The sequence below is a fragment of the Acidovorax benzenivorans genome, assembly GCF_028680575.1.
Lineage (GTDB): Bacteria > Pseudomonadota > Gammaproteobacteria > Burkholderiales > Burkholderiaceae_C > Acidovorax > Acidovorax benzenivorans.
Map to the genome: position 1 here is coordinate 1 of NZ_JAPCKI010000014.1, position 16,956 is coordinate 16,956.

The following is a 16,956-nucleotide window of genomic DNA, read 5'->3' on the forward strand; positions in this document are numbered from 1 at the left end:
AACGTTCCGTCAGATTGTTCGGTGCCACCCCATGGTGCTGAAGAATGGCTTGAGCCGGATGCGGGGTGACTCGCACGTCCGGTTCTTAGGGGGCGGCGGCGCAGCAATGCGCCGCTGCTACCCGACGCCGTGATACGGTGAAGGGAACAGCAAGACCGCCTACCCACCTCTAACAAGGGCACGGATAGGCATGCGCAGCACGCAGGCCCTCAAGGGCCGGAGGCGTCAGGGATCAAAGCCGAAAGGCCGCAACTCGGAACGAGGTGCGGGGCAACGCCCGCGAGCCCGGCGGTGCATTGCACCGGACGCACAGTTCGGCACCCTTGGTTTATACGTCGGTACTGTGTTGACGCGCATAGGATAGAAGAATCTTTTTGTTACTATTGTGAGAAGCACTTCAATAGGTATTCGGGGCTTGGAGGACGAGGGTACGGGGAACAGCGATGAAACGTCGCGGATCGTTGATGAGCTGTGATAGCTGGCTTGCCCTTTTGGGCGAGCGCCTCCGGCAGTTCAATTGACAGAAAAATGGACATGGGGACTTGAGCATGGCAGAGGCTTCCGCCGATCAATACGCCGCAGGCGAGCAAGGCTTGGGATACATCTATCAGCCTCGCTTCGGTCTGCTGAAGCTTTTGCAGTTGCCGGAGAGTACGTCGATCCTGATTGAAAAGGACGATGACCTTGACTTCATTGACAAGGACGGTGTCAAGACCCTGGCTTCCCTCAAACACAAGGGGATCGGCGATCGCCTGACGGACCTATCCACAGACTTCTGGAAGTCGGTCCGAATCTGGCTGGCACGCTACAACCGAGACGGGCGCAGCGAAGCTAGCCTTCGTTTTTTTCTGTTCTCGACGGGCACTGTTTCAAGCACGTCCTTCTTGCGGCGCTTCCTGCTGGAATCGCCTGCGGAAGACGGCGAGGTTATGTCGCTGTCACAGATCGCGTCCTATGTCCTTGCCAAGACCGAGTCGAAACTCATCGGTTCAATTGCCGAAGAGTTCCATAAACTCAACGACGACGAAAAAGAGGATTTCCTCTCACGCATCGTGATATTTGATAGCGGACCTCGCATCGAGGATGTGCCGTCGATCATCAAAGACCAGCACATGCGCAGCATCCGGCGAGACAACCGAGACGCCATCTTTGAGCGTCTCGAAGGCTGGTGGAATGACACCATCGTCAATCTGTTGGTCGGAAAGCGCACCGACCCAATCTTCGGCTACGAGATATCCGACAAGCTTTCCGCATTTGCCGAAGAGTACAAGTCAGACAACCTCCCTATTACATTCAGAGGGAGGGTGCCCGCTGGAGAAATCGACGCAGACAACGATCCGCGACTTTTCGTTGCGCAACTGCGAGAAATTGGTATTGCTTCCAACCGCATCCGCAACGCCATCCTGGATTACTACCGTGCTTTCGAGCAGCGGTCTTCCTGGGCTCGCGAGAGCCTCTTGGTCTCGGGGGAAATGGAAGAGTACGAAGACCGTCTTGTCGATGAATGGAGCCGCTACCGAGACGTGATTTTCGAAGAGCTCGATGAGCAAAGCGCTGACGCGGTTCTGCTGGAAGCAGGCAAAGCGCTGTATCGCTGGGTGGACCTGGAGAGTGGCAATAGCAGCACGCTTCGCATCAGGGAGCGTGTGACCGAACCCTACGTGGTGCGTGGCGGATTTCATATCCTCGCCAACAGCCGGCCGCTGCCAAGGGTTTATTGGCACCCTCGCTTCCTTGATCGTGTTGGTCAGGTGTTGGGGGCAACGGCATGAAGCGATGGGATCAACGACCGTTCGAAGTCAGAAATCTTTTCAATCCCGCCTTCTGTGGCCTTGTGCTCTTCAGGGCATTGCTGGGCTATGAGGAAGAGAACCCGAATGGCATGCCGTTTTCTCTGGCGCTGCTGGTGCTGCCGCTGTGTCTGCAGAAAGACGCTCGTCAAGTGATCGCGGGAAACTCTCGCAGCTATCTGCTGAAGATCGTCGAGAAGAATCCTCAGCTACTGGTCGGTTTCGCCGACCGCGCCAGCGACATGCTGCCATTTGCGCTTGAGGCTTTCGGTGTGCTGATAGAACGGGGGTGTTTTGTCGTGTCGCAGGATGGCCGGTTGAAGACCGTGCCGGGCCGAGTTCGAAAGTCGGTGACAGGGACTGACGAATCGGTCTCCTGTCAGCGTGTGGCACGCATCGTTGGAAAAGAATTTGCCCGCATCGCAGACCGCGTGACGGTGTACACGACCTTTGGAATACGCCCATGAAGATCAAGTCGATTCATATCTACAGTCACGACGGCCAGCGCCGGGATCTTCAGTTCAAGGTCGATGGCCTGAATGTCATCACGGGTCGCTCCTCCACCGGAAAATCAGCACTCTCCGAGATTATTGAATATTGCATGGGTCGATCGACCTTCAATGTCCCGGAAGGCATCATTCGCGACAAAGTGGCGTGGTTCGCTGTGATCTATCAGTTTCCCAAAGAACAGGTGTTGATCGCGAAGCCCACGCCAACTGCTGGCGGGACGAGCTGCAGTACCGCCATGCAGCGACGGGGAAGTCAGCTGGCAGTCCCTGACTTCAAGGATCTGGTGGTCAATACCGATGACGATGCAGTGGTAGCACTGCTGTCGCGGTTGCTCGGCATCCCGGAAAACCGAACCGATGTCGCGATCGAGCACAGCCGAGAGAGCTATGACGCGAACGTCAAGCACACGTACTACTACCTGTTCCAGAAACAAGGCATTGTCGCCAACAAGGACCAACTCTTCTATCGTCAGAATGAAGGGTTTCAGCCGCAGGCGATCCGCGACACGCTGCCGATACTGCTTGGCATTTCCTCCAGCGATCGCTACGAACTGGAAGTCAAGCTGCGCGCTGCACAGCGGGAGCTGAGGCTCAACGCCAAGCTCCTGGAGCAAGCCCGCGACGCCATTGACACGTCCCAGCAGAAGGGCATCGGTCTTTTCTCAGAGGCCAAGACGGTAGGCATCATTGGACCGGAGAACCAACAGGTTGGGGCTGATGGCGTGATCGACGCCTTGCGCACTGCCTTGGAATGGAAGCCCGCCTCGGTTCCCGAGGATGACGGTCACCGGATATCCCGGCTCGAAGAAGAGATCGGCCAGCTACGCAAGGACCGGCGCGAGGTCCAGTCCAGGATTGATGCTGCCCGCCAGTTCTCGAAGCAGGCCGGTGGTTTTGAAAACGAGGCGCTGGAGCAGAAAGATCGGCTCGCGTCCATCAAGGCTCTTCCCAAGAATCCTGAGACGGGGGAATGGCAATGGCCATTCTGCGAAGCGAATCTGGCCCTGGAGTCGCCTATAGCGAAAGTGCTCCTCAACGAACTGGCAACACTTGACGAGGAAATGAGCATTGTGGCCGGTCAACGCCCCAAGCTGGAGGCATACCTGACCGAACAGGATGACAAGGTGCGAGAAGTCGTAGACGCGATCAAGAACAAGGACGCGGAGCTTTCTGCTGCGATCGCCGCGAATGAAGTTATTGCGCAAATGGGGACGCGCAACAATGCAGCGGCTCGGGTTGTGGGCCGCGTCAGCTTGTTCCTGGAGAATCTTGTCCCCAATGCGGAACTGGCCTCGCGCGAGGCAGAGCACCGCCGTCTGAAATTCAAGGTCGAGGAACTGGAGAAGAAGGTTGGTGCCGACGACAGCCACGAGCGACTGATTTCCATCCTGAACAACATTTCAGCGCAAGTGTCACGGTACATCCAGACCTTCGAGGCGGAGTTCAGTGCCTACCCTGCGAGGCTTGATCTCAGCCAGCTCACGATCGTCTTCGATCGTCCGGATCGTCCAGTACCGATGAGTCGAACTGGCGGCGGCGAGAATCATCTGGCGTACCACCTCTCAGCATTGTTGGCTCTGCATCTCTTCGCCGCGAATAACAACTGCCCGATTCCTCAATTTCTTCTCATCGACCAGCCAACGCAGGTTTATTTCCCCTCGGAGAAGGTCTATCAGGAGGCGGATGGATCTGTCCAGAAAACGGAGGCGGACGCCGATCTGGCTGCGGTGCGTCGGTTATTCGAACTGTTGCTGAAGTTCACGCAGGACGATGTTCCGGGTTTCCAGCTCATCGTGACCGAACACGCGAACCTTCGAGATCAATGGTTCCAGGACGCTTTGGTTGAGCAGCCATGGACCAAGCCGCCAGCGCTGGTACCGGAAGATTGGCCTTTGCTGCCACGGTCATCGTCGTGACCAGAAGTAGGGAAGAAGCAGCATGACCAACAAGATTCCGAACTCCGTCATTGGTGCTGTTTCTTCTGTTCTCGCCGAGCACTACTACAGCCATTCGACACTGAACTCTCTGTTCATGGAAAGTGGTGCGCCGGGAGGCGTGCCCGAAGGAAACTGCGAAACGAAGTGCAGCAGTTGGCTTCGGCGCTGCAACGATGACTCCACCGTTGATCCCATGCAAGTGCTCGGCCAGGTCATCCAGAAGTTCATGGACTTAGAGCCCGATGACTGGAATCAGAAGATTGGCCCCGGACAAGAGCGCATCCGAGCCAGTTTGGCGAAGAACCAGTTGACCTATCAGATGAACGGGTTCATCACTCTGGCAGGAGCGAGCCCGGCTGCAAAGTCACTCGCAGATTTTTTCAAGGCGGGCGACTTTTCGTCTATCGAGGCAGAGTTCGAACGTGCTATCTCGCAAGTTGATCGCGATCCGCACGCAGCGATCACGGCATCCAGTGCCATCATTGAAGCGCTGTGCAAGACCTACATCGAAACGCGCCAACTGGACATGCCAACCATGCAAACCATCGGCCCGCTTTGGAGGGTGGTGCAACAGCATCTTGGCCTGAACATTGATCGCACCCTCCAAGATGACCAAAAGAGAATCTTGCAGGGCCTTGCGTCCATCGTCGATGGCATAGGCGCTTACCGAACCCACATTGGGTCGGCACATGGACGCGGCATCGAGCCGCCTAAAATCGTGGTGTCAGAGGCGCGCTTGGCGGTTCATGCTTCGCACACCATTGTGATTTTCGTGATGGAGCGCTGGCTCGGCGCGATGCGTAGTGTTTGAACGGGCTGCGGCCATGTCGATTGAGCCGGCAAGCCAGTGGTTCAGGCGTGCGACACGACGGGTTCGGCAGGCGCGACAGACAGCCGCATACCCACCGCATGCAGCACGGCCAGCAAGGTCTTGAGCGTCGGGTTGCCTGTCGGCGACAGCGCCCGATAGAGTGCTTCACGGGTGATTCCCGCCTCCTGGGCGACCATCGCCAGTCCGCCGTAGGCCTCGGCCACGTCACGCAGCGCGAGCAGGCCTACCGCGCGATGCTCTGGGTTGTCCAGTTCTTCCAGCGCGGATTTCAGGTACTCGACCGCAAAGCCTCGATCGGCACGCAGTTCGGCAATGGTGGCCTCGCTATGGGAGACCGAAGCGGCATGTTTGCGATTGCTCATGTATTTCTCCGTTTCCAGTCCAACCAGTATTCCTTGGCCCGCTTGATGTCCGCATCCTGCGAGCGCTTGTCGCCGCCACACAGCAAAATAACCAGCGCTGCGCCGTGTCGGCCGACGTACACGCGATAGCCGGGACCGATATCCTCGCGCAGCTCCAGGACACCTTCGCCGACCGGCTTGATGTCGCCAAAGATGCCCAGAGACACCCGCCGGAAACGGATTTCCAGCTTGGCCCGAGCCCGTGCATCCCGCAGATCGGCCAACCAGTCGGTCAGCGGCACCGCACCATCCACACGTTGGTATCGCCGGATTTCAATCATGGCTCGGTCTCCATTGTAACTTATAGATCACAAACATCAAGGGCCACCTTCATGGCGCAAGCTCAGCCGGCATGTCGGTTGCGCGCTTGCTACCGGGCGGGACTGCGCGATTGCCGTCCTTGCGATGCCGAAACGGCTTGTAGCCAGCGACCGGACTCTTTGGCTCCTGGATCACTGAAGCCGGGGGCGGAACGTCGATGGCTGGCGACGGCCGCGCTTCGATCACGATCTTGCGCCGGCTCGCAACCAGTTCGGCAGCTGCGCGAATGGGATCGTCTTCGGTGTGAACGTACCGCATGAACATCGTGACCGTCTTGTGCGCCGTCAGCGCCATGCCGACTTTCACGGGGACGCCTGAGTTGGCGATGTCCGTCGCCGCGCGGTGGCGGATGCCGTGCGTTCCGACATGTGGAACGCCAGCGCGATTGAGGACGCGCCGCCATGCTTGGTAGTAGGAGTTGGCGGTCAGCGATTTCTTGTGATTGAAGATCGACGGGCAGACATAGGGAGAATTCTCGTAGCGCGCCGCATTGGATAGGAGTCGATGCGCTTCCTCGCTCATGGGCTTGGACATGTCGCCAGTCTTGCTATCCGGCCAGACCACGCGCTTGTTGGGCAGGTCGATCCAGTCCCACTCCAGCAGCAGGATCTCCGACATCCGGGCGGCGAACTCGAACTGCAGGCGAATTGCCAGAGTCAGCGTCGGATGTTCCAGCCCTTCGGCATCGGCCTTTTCGAGATAGGCGAACAACTGCGCCATCTGCGCGTCAGTGATCAGGCGCGTCTTGCCTTTCTCGGGGTACTTCGGAACGTGCCGGCAGGGATTGGAGCCATCGGGCCGGTAGCCCCACAGTTCGGCGAGGTTGAACATCTTGCGAATGCAGCCGAGCACTCGATTGGCCTGGATGGGCGACTTTTCCTTGCGCTTCATCAGCGCCGTCACATCCAGGCGGGTGACGTCCGCCACCTTCATGTGGCCGAAGGCCGGAATGATCGAGCGGTCGATCTGATGCTGGTACGAACGTTGGGTGCTCGGTTTGTTGCGGGTCTTGGAGTAGTCCTCCATGAAGCGGGTGCACAGTTCGGCAACGGTCGGCGCCTTGCGCGCCTCCGCCTTCCGACCGCCGGGGTCGCCACCACGACGGACCTCGGCCAGCCAGTCTTGTGCGAGCGTGCGGGCTTGCTCGACGGTTAGTTCTCCGAACAGCCCAAGCGACGGCTTGCGGCGCTCGCCAGCGTTGGTGCGATACTGCACCATGAACACCTTCCGGCCTGTGGGGGTCACCTTGCACAGGAAGCCCGGAACCAGTGTGTCGCGCAGTTCCACGTCAGTGGATTGAGGCTGTGCCGCATCGACCGCCGTTTTCGTCAGTTTGATCTTGGCCATGATTGCTCCTTGGAATTGCCCGATTTCCAGGAGCTAGGCAGGAGCCAAGCGAAAGGGAACCGGGTCGATTTGCATCAAGCACCCGGGTATCATCAAGATAAGATGTCCCTGTGAAAACCTGTCCCAGGGGGCTCGATCCAAGCCCGGAGGGCCTCGGTGCAGTACCGATTCTTCGGCTTAAAATCCGCCGCTTTCCTGAAAAGGGGCGTGCCGGTTCGACCCCGGCTCGGGGCACCACTACGATTCAATCATGTCAAGTTACAACGCTCCCTTCGAAATCCACGTCCACGGACAGGTCCCTTTGCGTGCTGATGCCAGTTTTGACCAGCTCCAGGAGGCGCTCAAACCCCTGTGGAAGTACGCTGGAGCCCGCTCGCTGGCCGATGGCGCTGCCAGCGCCTATGAGGAAGAGCCCGGCATCAAATACGACGCGCAGGAACACTTGCTGCAGATGTGCTGGACGGTGCGCGGTGACGAGGATTTCCGTCAGTCGCTCGACGAGATGTGCATGAGCCTCAATGAACTGGCTGAGCAGGGTGCTGCCATTGAGGTCACCTTCTACGACACCGACTTTGATGAAGACGAAGAAGAGCAGGGCGCCGAGTCGCGCGACGACTTCGTGATGCTCTTCGTCGGCCCCACGCCCGCTGCCATCATGCAGGTGCAGCGCGATCTGCTGGTGCAGGACGTTGTGAACATGATGGAGCGCCACTTTGATGGCGCCGAGTTGGGCGGTGTGGTTGCTGAGATCGATAAACTGTTCAGCCAGCGTTTTGATGCCCTGGTGAACTCGCTGGAGATCGGCAAGCCCCCGCGTGGCCCTGGCGGCGCGGGTGCTGGTCACGGCGGCGGCAGTGGTGGTGGCCGTCGTCCGCGCCACTTGCACTGATCCGCGTGGGCGTGTTACGCAGCGCTTTGGCGCGTGCAGTGCTGCGCTTCTCCCCCAGATATCTCCCGGGCGTTGGGTAAATTCTCGGAGCACTTCGGCGCCCCTGTGCTATCGCGTCGCACCACGCCTTTCCCGTCGCTGCCTTGTCCTCCATGAGCACTGATCTTCCGTATCTGCGTTCCTACCCTGCTTCGTTGCAGGATCAGGCGCGCGATCTGCTGGCACAGGGCAAGCTCGGAGCAGTGCTGCAGCGCAAGTACCCGCAGGCGCATGCCGTGCGCAGTGACAAGGCGCTCTACGACTATGCGCAGGAGCTCAAGGCGCGCTACCTGCGCAATGCAGGCACCATCAACAAGGTGTTGTTCGACAACAAGATCCATGTGGTGCGCCACGCGCTGGGTTTGCACACGGCCGTGTCGCGCGTGCAGGGCAACCGGCTGGCGGCCAAACATGAGATTCGCATTGCCGCGATGTTCAAACAGGCGCCAGAAGAATTCCTGCGCATGATCGTCGTCCACGAGCTGGCCCACCTGCGCGAGAAGGATCACGACAAGGCCTTCTACCAGTTGTGTACCCACATGGAGCCGCAGTACCACCAGTACGAATTCGACCTGCGCCTGTACCTCATCCATGTGGAACAGGCAGGTACTCGGCTATGGGGCGGGGACGGTTCCTGAAGGCTCAGATGCGCAACGTCCGACAGATGCAAAAATAATAGCGGCTAGCGCTTATGAATCGGGCGCTAGGAGCAGTTTTGGGGCTGAATCAAGGTACTGAAACGCTTCGGCAGAGGCTGGGAGGCAGATTCAGCCAGCGCTCGGCTGCAGCTTCCATCATGGCTACGGGGCCCGTGGTGAGCAGTTGTACGGACGGCTGGCCCTCGCGGGATGCGGGCTGGTCGCTTGGGTGCGAAAGCGACGGCAAAGTAAGCAGGCCCGCAGCCTCCAGCAGCCGCCGCGTCTGGCGCGCCACGGGTTCTCCGGTTTCAATGAACTGAACGTCGGGGCCCACCAGCGCCCGCAACTCGTGGGCCACAAAGATGTAGTGCGTGCAGCCCAGCACCAGGGTGTCCATCTGCCCTGGGCCAGTACCAAAACCACCCATGGCTTGCAGATAACGTTGGCACAGAGCCCCAGTTTCCGTGGCAGGGACGGGACTGCCAGGGGCAATGGCTGGCAGTGCCACGCTGCGCTCAATGGCGTGCGCCAGGCCATCACAAGGCTGCACCACAAAATGGGCCTGATCGGCCAGCGAGGTCATGAGCTTGCCGAACTTGGCGCTGGTCAGTGTGCCCCGGGTGCCGATGACACCCACATGCCCTGTTTTGGTGACTGCAAGCGCGGGCTTGATGGCGGGCTCCAGGCCCACCAGGGGCAACTCCGGGTGGCTGCTGCGCACCTCATGAATGGCCGCCGCCGTGGCCGTGTTGCAGGCCACCACCAGGGCCTTGATGTGGTGCTGCTCACACAGATACTGGGTGATGGCATGAGTACGGGCGGCCACAAAGGCGTCACCGCGCTCGCCGTAGGGGGCGTTGGCGCTGTCGGCCAGGTACACGAATCGCTCGTTGGGCATGGCTGCCAACAGCATGTGCAGCACGCTCAGCCCGCCGACGCCGCTGTCAAATACACCGATGGGGGAAGAGGACTGCGGCATCGTGGAATCAAGCTCTAGCAGTTGGACAAGCCGTGGATTGTAGGAAAGACGGGGCTGCTGCGCTGGTGCGCCGCTTTCAGTCCACGAGTCCGTCGAAGGGATGTGAAAAAACCGCCCGAAGGCGGTTTTGTGGGGGCGTTCTCAGGGCTCGCAGTACAGTCGTGCCCCGGTGACCCCAAGCATCAGGCGGCGGCTACTTCAATGCCCTTGAACTCGCCCGAGGCGATGCGCTTTTGCCACTCGGCTGGGCCCGTGATGTGGGCGCTGGTGCCACCGGCGTCCACGGCCACGGTCACGGGCATATCCACCACGTCGAATTCGTAGATGGCTTCCATGCCCAGGTCGGCAAAGCCCACGACCTTGGCGGTCTTGATGGCCTTGCTGACCAGGTAGGCGGCGCCGCCCACGGCCATGAGGTAGGCGCTCTGGTGCTTCTTGATGGCCTCGATGGCGACCGGGCCGCGCTCGGCCTTGCCCACCATGGCGATCAGGCCGGTCTGGGCCAGCATCATCTCGGTGAAGCCGTCCATGCGCGTGGCGGTGGTGGGGCCTGCGGGGCCCACGGCTTCGCCCTTCACGGGGTCCACAGGGCCCACGTAGTAAATGATGCGGTTGGTGAAGTCCACGGGCAGCTTCTCGCCCTTGGCCAGCATGTCCTGGATGCGCTTGTGTGCGGCATCGCGGCCGGTCAGCATCTTGCCGTTGAGCAGCAAAGTGTCGCCAGGCTTCCAGCTGGCCACTTCTTCCTTGGTCAGCGTGTCGAGGTTGACTTTCTTGCTCTTGTTGTAGTCGGGTGCCCAGTTCACGTTGGGCCACAGGTCCAGGCTGGGGGGCGTGAGATACACGGGGCCCGAGCCGTCCATCACAAAGTGCGCGTGGCGTGTGGCGGCGCAGTTCGGGATCATTGCGATGGGCTTGCTGGCCGCGTGTGTGGGGTACATCTTGATCTTGACGTCCAGCACCGTGGTCAGGCCGCCCAGGCCTTGGGCGCCAATGCCCAGCGCGTTGACCTTTTCAAACAGCTCCAGGCGCAGCTCCTCGACCTTGTCGAGCGCGGGGCCGCCGGTCTTGGCGGCTTCGGCCTTGGCCTGCAGTTCATACATGTCCAGGTCGTCCATCAGGCTTTCCTTGGCCATGAGCACGGCTTTTTCCGCCGTACCGCCAATGCCGATGCCCAGCATGCCGGGCGGGCACCAGCCAGCGCCCATGGTGGGCACGGTCTTGAGCACCCAGTCCACCACGTTGTCGCCGGGGTTGAGCATGTACATCTTGGACTTGTTCTCCGAGCCGCCGCCCTTGGCCGCCACGGTGATGTCCACGGTGTTGCCTGGCACGATCTCGGTGAAGATCACGGCAGGGGTGTTGTCCTTGGTGTTCTTGCGGGCGAACTGCGGGTCGGCCACGACCGAGGCGCGCAGCGTGTTGTCGGGGTGGTTGTAGCCACGGCGCACGCCTTCGTTGATGGCGTCGTCCAGGCTGCCGCTGAAGCCTTCCCAGCGCACGTCCATCCCCACTTTCAGGAACACGTTGACGATGCCGGTGTCCTGGCAGATGGGGCGCTGGCCGGTGGCGCTCATCTTGCTGTTGGTCAGGATCTGCGCAATCGCGTCCTTGGCGGCTGGGCTCTTTTCGCGCTCGTAGGCGCGGGCCAGGTGGGCGATGTAGTCGGTGGGGTGGTAGTAGCTGATGTACTGCAGTGCGCCGGCAATGGATTCGATCAGGTCTTCTTGGCGAATGGTCGTCGTGGTCATGGCGGTGGGGGTTTTAGGGAAAACGCGAACCCCGAATTATCTCCCGGCGGGCTTGCGCGGGCCTGTCAGGGGCGATGGGGGTGGTAGCGCACCATGGCCTTCGGTGGGTATGCTGCGGGCTGGTGTTTCATTCATTCCCATCCGCTCACCGAGCGCGCAAGGCCCCATCGTGAAGACCTCTACCCCTGACGCGACCGCATACCGCACCGAAAAAGACACCTTCGGCCCCATCGATGTGCCTGCCCAGCGCCTGTGGGGGGCACAGACGCAGCGCTCGCTGCACCACTTCGCCATTTCTGGCGAGCGCATGGCGCCGGAGCTGATCCGAGCGCTGGCCCAGGTCAAGCGGGCCAGCGCCTATGTGAACAACGCGCTGGGCCTGCTCGATGCGGCCAAGACCACGGCCATCGTGGCGGCGGCAGACGAGGTGATCGAAGGCGGTCACCTGCAGGAGTTTCCGCTGGTGGTGTGGCAGACCGGATCGGGCACGCAGACCAACATGAACATGAACGAGGTGCTGGCCAACCGGGCGAGCGAGCTGCTGGGTGGCCCGCGCGGCGAAGCGCGCCTGGTGCATCCCAACGACGAGGTGAACAAGAGCCAGTCGAGCAACGACGTGTTCCCGACCGCCATGCACGTGGCGGCGGTGGACGCACTGATGCATCGCTTGCTGCCCGCGCTGCACGGCCTGCGCACCACGCTGGCGGCCAAGGCCCAGTCGTTTGACGACATCGTGAAGATTGGCCGCACGCATTTGCAGGACGCCACTCCGCTCACGCTGGGCCAGGAGATCTCGGGCTGGGTGGCGCAGCTGCAGCACGGCGAACAGCATGTGCGTGCCGCGCTGCCCCATTTGGGCGAGCTGGCACTGGGCGGCACGGCCGTGGGCACCGGGCTCAATGCACCGGCCGGTTATGCGCAGGCCGTGGCCAAAGAGCTGGCCGACCTGACGGGCCTGCCGCTGGTGACGGCGCCCAACAAGTTCGAGGCCCTGGCTAGCTGCGATGCGCTGGTGCATGCCCATGGCGCGCTCAAGACCCTGGCGGCCAGCCTGATGAAGATTGCCAACGACGTGCGCTGGCTGGCCAGCGGCCCGCGCAGCGGGCTGGGCGAAATCACCATCCCCGAGAACGAGCCGGGCTCGTCCATCATGCCGGGCAAGGTCAACCCCACACAGTGCGAGGCGCTGACCATGCTGTGTGCGCAGGTGATGGGCAACGACGTGGCCATCAACATCGGCGGGGCCTCGGGCAACTTCGAGCTGAACGTGTTCCGGCCCATGGTGATCCACAACTTCTTGCAGAGCGTGCGCTTGCTGGCCGATGGGATGGCCAGCTTCAACGAACACTGCGCCGTGGGCATCGAGCCTAACCAGGCGCGCATCGACGAACTGCTGGACCGGTCGCTGATGTTGGTGACGGCGCTCAACCCCCACATCGGCTATGACAAGGCCGCCTTCATTGCCAAGAAGGCGCACAAGGAAGGCACCAGTCTGCGCGAAGCGGCTGTGGCCTCGGGCCATGTGACGGGTGAGCAGTTTGACCAGTGGGTGGTGCCTGCGCAGATGGTGGGGCGTTGAGGCGGTGTGCGTTCCTTTTGCACAAATCTTGACAAAAATTTGAATGAAATGTGCAGATGGCGCTTTTGGAATATGCCTGAGCAGCTATCAAAACAATAGTAATTGGCCCTGGGGGTTTTGGGGACTGCGCCCATCAGGCTGCTGACGGACCCTCATGGTTTGGGTCTAGCGCAAACCCCACGCCATACACCGAGCGGATCCAGTCGCTGCCATCCGTGCTGGCGGCCTTGAGCTTTTTGCGCAGGTTCTTGATGTGGCTGTCGATGGCGCGTTCGTTCACATCCAGCGTGTCGTCATAGGCCTGGTCCAGCAGCTGGGCCCGCGAGAAGATGCGCCCCTTCTGGCGTGCCAGCACCTGCAGCAGCTTGAACTCGCGCCGCGTGAGGCCCAGTGGCGTGCCATGCAGCGTGGCCTGCCAGTGCGATTCGTCCAGCATCAGTGCGGCCAGCGATGCGCTGGCGGCGGATGGCGCCTGTGAAGCGGCGGTGCGGCGCAACACGGCCTTGACGCGGGCCACCACCTCGCGCGGCGAAAACGGCTTGCAGATGTAGTCGTCCGCGCCCAGCTCCAGGCCGATGAGGCGGTCTACCTCTTCGACGCGGGCGGTCAGCATGATGATGGGGTGCTGCGTGTGGCGCCGCGCCTGGCGCAATATCTCCAGGCCGTCGATGCCGGGCAGCATGATGTCCAGCAGCGTGAGGTCGGGCGGTGTGGTGATAAGGCTGGCCAGGGCTGCACGGCCTTCGGCCTGGTGCTCTACGGTGTAACCAGCGTGGCGCAGGTAGTCCACCACGATGGCGGCGATATCGGGTTCGTCTTCGACGACAAGGATGCGTGGGCTCATGGTGCCGTGTTGTCCAGAAGGGGCAGGGTCAGCGTGATGCGCAGCCCGCCCAGGGGCGAGGTGTCGGCAGTCAGCGTGCCGCCGTGTGCGAGCACGATGGCCCGGCAGATCGCCAGGCCCAGGCCCGAGCCGCCATGGTCGCGGTTGCGCGAGGTTTCTGCGCGGTACAGGCGGTCAAAGATGCGGGGTAGCTCGTGCTTGGGTACGCCGGGCGCGCTGTCGTCCAACTGCACCTGCAGCTGGGCGGCGGCATCGGCCGGTGGCAGCAGGCGCGCCGCAATGCGCAGCAGGCCGCCTGCGTCGGTGTAGCGCAGGCTGTTCTCCAGCAGGTTCAAAAACACCTGGTGCAGTTGCTGCGCGTCGCCGCGCACCAGGGGCGCGGGCTGGGCGGCGCCTTGTGCGGCCAGGGCGTCCAGGCCGCTGGTGTCCACATCAATGCCCGCCTGGGCCAGGCGGGGGCGCATGGAGGCCAGCGCTTCGTTCAGCAGCGACAGCGGGTGCACGGGCACCTGGGCCGACGGCGCGCTGGTGCCCACCGCATCCAGGCTGGCGCGCAAGTCGCCCACCAGCTGGATCAGGCGCATCACCTGCCGGTGCAGGCGCAGCGCGGTCTTGTCGTCAAAGGGGCGGATGCCGTCCTGCACGGCCTCGATCTCGGCGCGCATGGCGGCCAGGGGGGTGCGCAGCTCGTGGGCCACGTCGCCCAGCCATTGGCGGCGGCTGGCCTCGATGCTGCCCAGTTGTTCGGCCATGGTGTTGAAGGTGCGGGCCAGTTGGGCCAGTTCGTCGTTGCCGTGCACGGGCACGCGGGTGTGCAGGTGGCCCTGCGCAATGCCGCGTGCGCCGGTGGCCAGGGCCTCTACCGGGGCCAGCCAGCGCCGCGCCAGCCAGCCCGACAGCACCAGCGCTAGCGCCAGCCCGGCCAAGCCCGTCCACGCCACAAAGCCCAGGTGCTGGGCCAGAAAGGCCTGGTCTGCCTCGCTGCGCATGCCCTGCGGGGGCGCCAGCACCAGGTGCCCGATGGTCTGGCCGCCTGTGCCATGCAGCGCCAGGCGCGCCCCCCCCGGCTGGGGCGGCGTGCCAGCGACCCACTGGTCTTGTGCATCGAGCAGGCCCAGGCGGGGGTAGATGTCATCCGGGTGGCGCTGGGGTGGCGCGAAGCCCCGGTCCAGGGGGCGCAGGTCGCCGGGTGGGCGTGGGGGAGGGCTGTTGCCAAGGTCGGCGCTACTGCCTCCGCCACTGTCACTGCCGTTGGCAGGAGGGGCGTTGGCCGTGTCAGGGGGCTCTGAGGGGAGGCCGGGAGGAGCGGGGGGCTTAGCAAAGGGGTCCGCGCGGTCGGGGGGGAGTCCGCTTGGGGGGCGAGTGTTGTCCAGCCCGCGCGGGCCGCCGCCCGGGTGGGTCAGCCGTCCCCACAGGGCCGACTGCCCGCGCAGGCTGTCCCAGCCACCTGTCTGGATGTGGTGGGCCTGCAGGCGCGCGGCCAGCCAGTCCATGCGGGCCAGCTCGATCTCGGCCACGTACGGCCCCAGGCCCCGCTGCAGACCGAGGCGCGAGAACCCCACAAAAATCAGCAACAGCGCCAGCAGCAGAGCGGCCAGGGCAATGAAGGCTTTGCGGTGCAGCGTCAGATGGGGCAAAGGGACGAGGGCGCGCAGTGGTGGCATGGAGGTCAGCGGGCGGGGGGCGGGCCACCTGCGCCGGGGCCACCAGGCCCACCGGCAGGCATGGCCACCAGGGTGCCGTCCATTGTGCGGCAAGTGCCTGCCAGGGTTTTGCCGTCCGGCATGGTCAGCGTGACCGAGGCGCCTTCGGTCTTGCCCTTGCAGGCGGCGTAGGCCTCAGGTGGTGGGGCGGGCGGCGTGCCACGGGCTGGCTGGGCGTGGCTGGGGAATGCTGCGGCGATGGATGCCAGGGCCAATGCAGCGAAAAGGGTGTGGATCTTGAACATCGGGTGTCTTTCTGGTGATCGAAAAAACAGGGTGAACGGAAGAAAGGAAGGGCTCAGGCGGCGATCGAGATCGTGATGCTGGCGGAATAGCCACCGCCCGTGTTGGCTTGCATGGTGGTCATCTCCAGCTCCGTGCCGTCGCTGAATACGTTGTCGGTGGCAAAGGTAATGGAGGCCAGGTTGCGCACGCTGGCGCTGTAGCCCGAATTGCTGCTGTAGATGCTGCTGAGCAGGGTGGTGGGGAAGGCCAGCTGCGTGGTCTTGATCTTGTTGGCAGCCTTGGTGGCCGATGCCAGCGTGGGGTAGATCTCCAGGTGCATGTGCGGCATGCGGCCCGAATAGCAGCCGGGCACGATGGTGGTGAAGGTCACGGTGCCGTTGGCGTCCGTGGCCTGCACGCCGCGCAGGTGGTTGTCGGCGATGTTGTTGGAGGTGTAGACCGAGTAGTTGCCGTCTTGCGTGCAGTGCCACAGGTAGATGGCGTATCCCGCCAGTGGCGCGCAACTGGCTTTGGTGTTGGTCAGTGTGATGGTGATGGACAGCGGCACGCCGCTGACCTGGGTGGACGAGCCCACAGAGCTGCGGATGTCCGAACGCACGATGCCGCTGAGCGCGAGCACGTTGTAGGTGTTGTTGCTGGCGGTGGAGCCGTCGGCGGGGTAGGGGCCGGCGGTCTCCTCGGGCACGACGGAGCAGCTGGTGGTTGTGCCGGTGCCGGTTCCCGTGCCTGATCCGGTGCTGCTCCCGGTGCCAGACCCCGAGTCCGTGCTGCTGCCGGAGTCGGTGCTGGTGCTGTCGCTGCCACCGCCGCAGCCCCATAGGGTGGCGACGCTCAGGGAGCCCAGGGCGCTGAGTGCCAGGCGGCGGCTGGTGGCGGTGTGTGTGGACGGGGAGGCTGCTGCAGCGGGTGCAGGTGCCGTTGCTGCGGTCGGGGAGAGAGAGGGCAGATGGGGCATGGATTTCTCCTTCGGGTGGGTCTGCACCGCACTGTGCCTACCGATTGAGGAGAAATCTGGGAGCGCCCTGGGCGCCCTCTGGACGCTGCGTGTCGGTAACGTGATTGGTTCAAATTTGATAGCTGCTGGCGCTTATGCAGTGGGCGCTATCGGCACTTTTGACTGAAATTTTGGTGCCCAGGCTCCCGCAGCGGTG

Annotated in this window: 16 protein-coding genes; 7 read left to right on the forward strand and 9 right to left on the reverse strand. The window is 62.5% G+C overall.

Annotation, left to right across the window (positions count from 1 at the left end; all coding sequences use genetic code 11):
* Nucleotides 1-548: 548 nt before the first annotated feature.
* The 4 genes from OIN59_RS19075 to OIN59_RS19090 are packed head-to-tail and all read left to right on the forward strand — an operon-like array spanning nucleotide 549 to nucleotide 5,047.
* Entirely contained in the window at nucleotides 549-1,772 is a 1,224-nt protein-coding gene (locus OIN59_RS19075; protein WP_274112791.1) for an ABC-three component system protein, read from the forward strand.
* The gene (locus tag OIN59_RS19080) at nucleotides 1,769-2,257 is read left to right on the forward strand and encodes a three component ABC system middle component (RefSeq protein ID WP_274112793.1); all 489 of its coding nucleotides are present in this window, start codon (nucleotides 1,769-1,771) and stop codon (nucleotides 2,255-2,257) included. The genes OIN59_RS19075 and OIN59_RS19080 overlap by 4 nt, the downstream gene beginning before the upstream one ends.
* Nucleotides 2,254-4,215, forward strand: a complete 1,962-nt coding sequence (locus tag OIN59_RS19085; RefSeq protein ID WP_274112795.1) for a DUF3732 domain-containing protein — start codon at nucleotides 2,254-2,256, stop codon at nucleotides 4,213-4,215. The genes OIN59_RS19080 and OIN59_RS19085 overlap by 4 nt, the downstream gene beginning before the upstream one ends.
* A 22-nt stretch (nucleotides 4,216-4,237) precedes the next feature.
* Nucleotides 4,238-5,047: an abortive infection family protein gene (locus tag OIN59_RS19090; RefSeq protein WP_274112797.1), complete on the forward strand. Its 810-nt coding sequence runs from the start codon at nucleotides 4,238-4,240 to the stop codon at nucleotides 5,045-5,047.
* A 41-nt stretch (nucleotides 5,048-5,088) separates the two neighbouring features.
* On the opposite strand, the gene OIN59_RS19095 is transcribed toward OIN59_RS19090, so the two are convergent.
* Genes OIN59_RS19095 through OIN59_RS19105 form a run of 3 tightly spaced genes read right to left on the reverse strand, consistent with a single transcriptional unit; the run spans nucleotide 5,089 to nucleotide 7,137 of the window.
* Complete coding sequence (locus OIN59_RS19095) at nucleotides 5,089-5,430, reverse strand: addiction module antidote protein (protein ID WP_274112799.1); 342 nt, start codon at nucleotides 5,428-5,430, stop codon at nucleotides 5,089-5,091.
* Nucleotides 5,427-5,750: a type II toxin-antitoxin system RelE/ParE family toxin gene (locus OIN59_RS19100; protein WP_274112801.1), complete on the reverse strand. Its 324-nt coding sequence runs from the start codon at nucleotides 5,748-5,750 to the stop codon at nucleotides 5,427-5,429. The genes OIN59_RS19095 and OIN59_RS19100 overlap by 4 nt, the downstream gene beginning before the upstream one ends.
* Nucleotides 5,751-5,799: 49 nt before the next feature.
* Nucleotides 5,800-7,137, reverse strand: coding sequence for a tyrosine-type recombinase/integrase (locus OIN59_RS19105; protein WP_274112803.1), 1,338 nt, complete (start codon nucleotides 7,135-7,137; stop codon nucleotides 5,800-5,802).
* A 250-nt stretch (nucleotides 7,138-7,387) separates the two neighbouring features.
* Between OIN59_RS19105 and OIN59_RS19110 the strand changes: the two genes are divergently transcribed.
* Both OIN59_RS19110 and OIN59_RS19115 read left to right on the forward strand, forming a co-directional pair.
* A complete protein-coding gene (locus tag OIN59_RS19110; protein WP_274112805.1) occupies nucleotides 7,388-8,026 on the forward strand; it encodes a DUF6806 family protein in 639 nt (212 codons plus the stop codon).
* Between the two features lie 152 nt (nucleotides 8,027-8,178).
* Nucleotides 8,179-8,703 carry a M48 metallopeptidase family protein gene (locus OIN59_RS19115; protein ID WP_274112807.1) on the forward strand — a complete coding sequence of 175 codons (525 nt, stop codon included), beginning with the start codon at nucleotides 8,179-8,181 and terminating at the stop codon, nucleotides 8,701-8,703.
* Between the two features lie 88 nt (nucleotides 8,704-8,791).
* Here the strand turns inward: OIN59_RS19115 and murI are convergent, their stop codons facing one another.
* Both murI and OIN59_RS19125 read right to left on the reverse strand, forming a co-directional pair.
* Entirely contained in the window at nucleotides 8,792-9,682 is an 891-nt protein-coding gene (murI, locus tag OIN59_RS19120) for a glutamate racemase (RefSeq protein WP_274112809.1), read from the reverse strand.
* A 182-nt stretch (nucleotides 9,683-9,864) separates the two neighbouring features.
* Nucleotides 9,865-11,433, reverse strand: a complete 1,569-nt coding sequence (locus OIN59_RS19125) for a fumarate hydratase (protein WP_274112811.1) — start codon at nucleotides 11,431-11,433, stop codon at nucleotides 9,865-9,867.
* A gap of 169 nt (nucleotides 11,434-11,602) precedes the next feature.
* On the opposite strand from OIN59_RS19125, the gene fumC reads away from it, so the two are divergent.
* On the forward strand, nucleotides 11,603-13,012 hold the full coding sequence (fumC, locus tag OIN59_RS19130) for a class II fumarate hydratase (RefSeq protein WP_274112813.1): 1,410 nt from the start codon (nucleotides 11,603-11,605) through the stop codon (nucleotides 13,010-13,012).
* 133 nt (nucleotides 13,013-13,145) lie between these two features.
* Here the strand turns inward: fumC and OIN59_RS19135 are convergent, their stop codons facing one another.
* From OIN59_RS19135 to OIN59_RS19150, 4 genes are read right to left on the reverse strand one after another with little or no spacing between them, the layout of a single operon-like run.
* Nucleotides 13,146-13,856 (reverse strand): response regulator, encoded by a 711-nt coding sequence (locus OIN59_RS19135; RefSeq protein WP_274112815.1) that lies wholly within the window; start codon nucleotides 13,854-13,856, stop codon nucleotides 13,146-13,148.
* On the reverse strand, nucleotides 13,853-15,520 hold the full coding sequence (locus OIN59_RS19140) for an ATP-binding protein (RefSeq protein WP_274112817.1): 1,668 nt from the start codon (nucleotides 15,518-15,520) through the stop codon (nucleotides 13,853-13,855). The genes OIN59_RS19135 and OIN59_RS19140 overlap by 4 nt, the downstream gene beginning before the upstream one ends.
* Nucleotides 15,521-15,525: 5 nt before the next feature.
* Nucleotides 15,526-15,804 carry a hypothetical protein gene (locus tag OIN59_RS19145; protein ID WP_274112819.1) on the reverse strand — a complete coding sequence of 93 codons (279 nt, stop codon included), beginning with the start codon at nucleotides 15,802-15,804 and terminating at the stop codon, nucleotides 15,526-15,528.
* A 53-nt stretch (nucleotides 15,805-15,857) separates the two neighbouring features.
* Nucleotides 15,858-16,760, reverse strand: coding sequence for a dioxygenase family protein (locus OIN59_RS19150; protein ID WP_274112821.1), 903 nt, complete (start codon nucleotides 16,758-16,760; stop codon nucleotides 15,858-15,860).
* Between the last annotated feature and the right edge of the window lie 196 nt (nucleotides 16,761-16,956).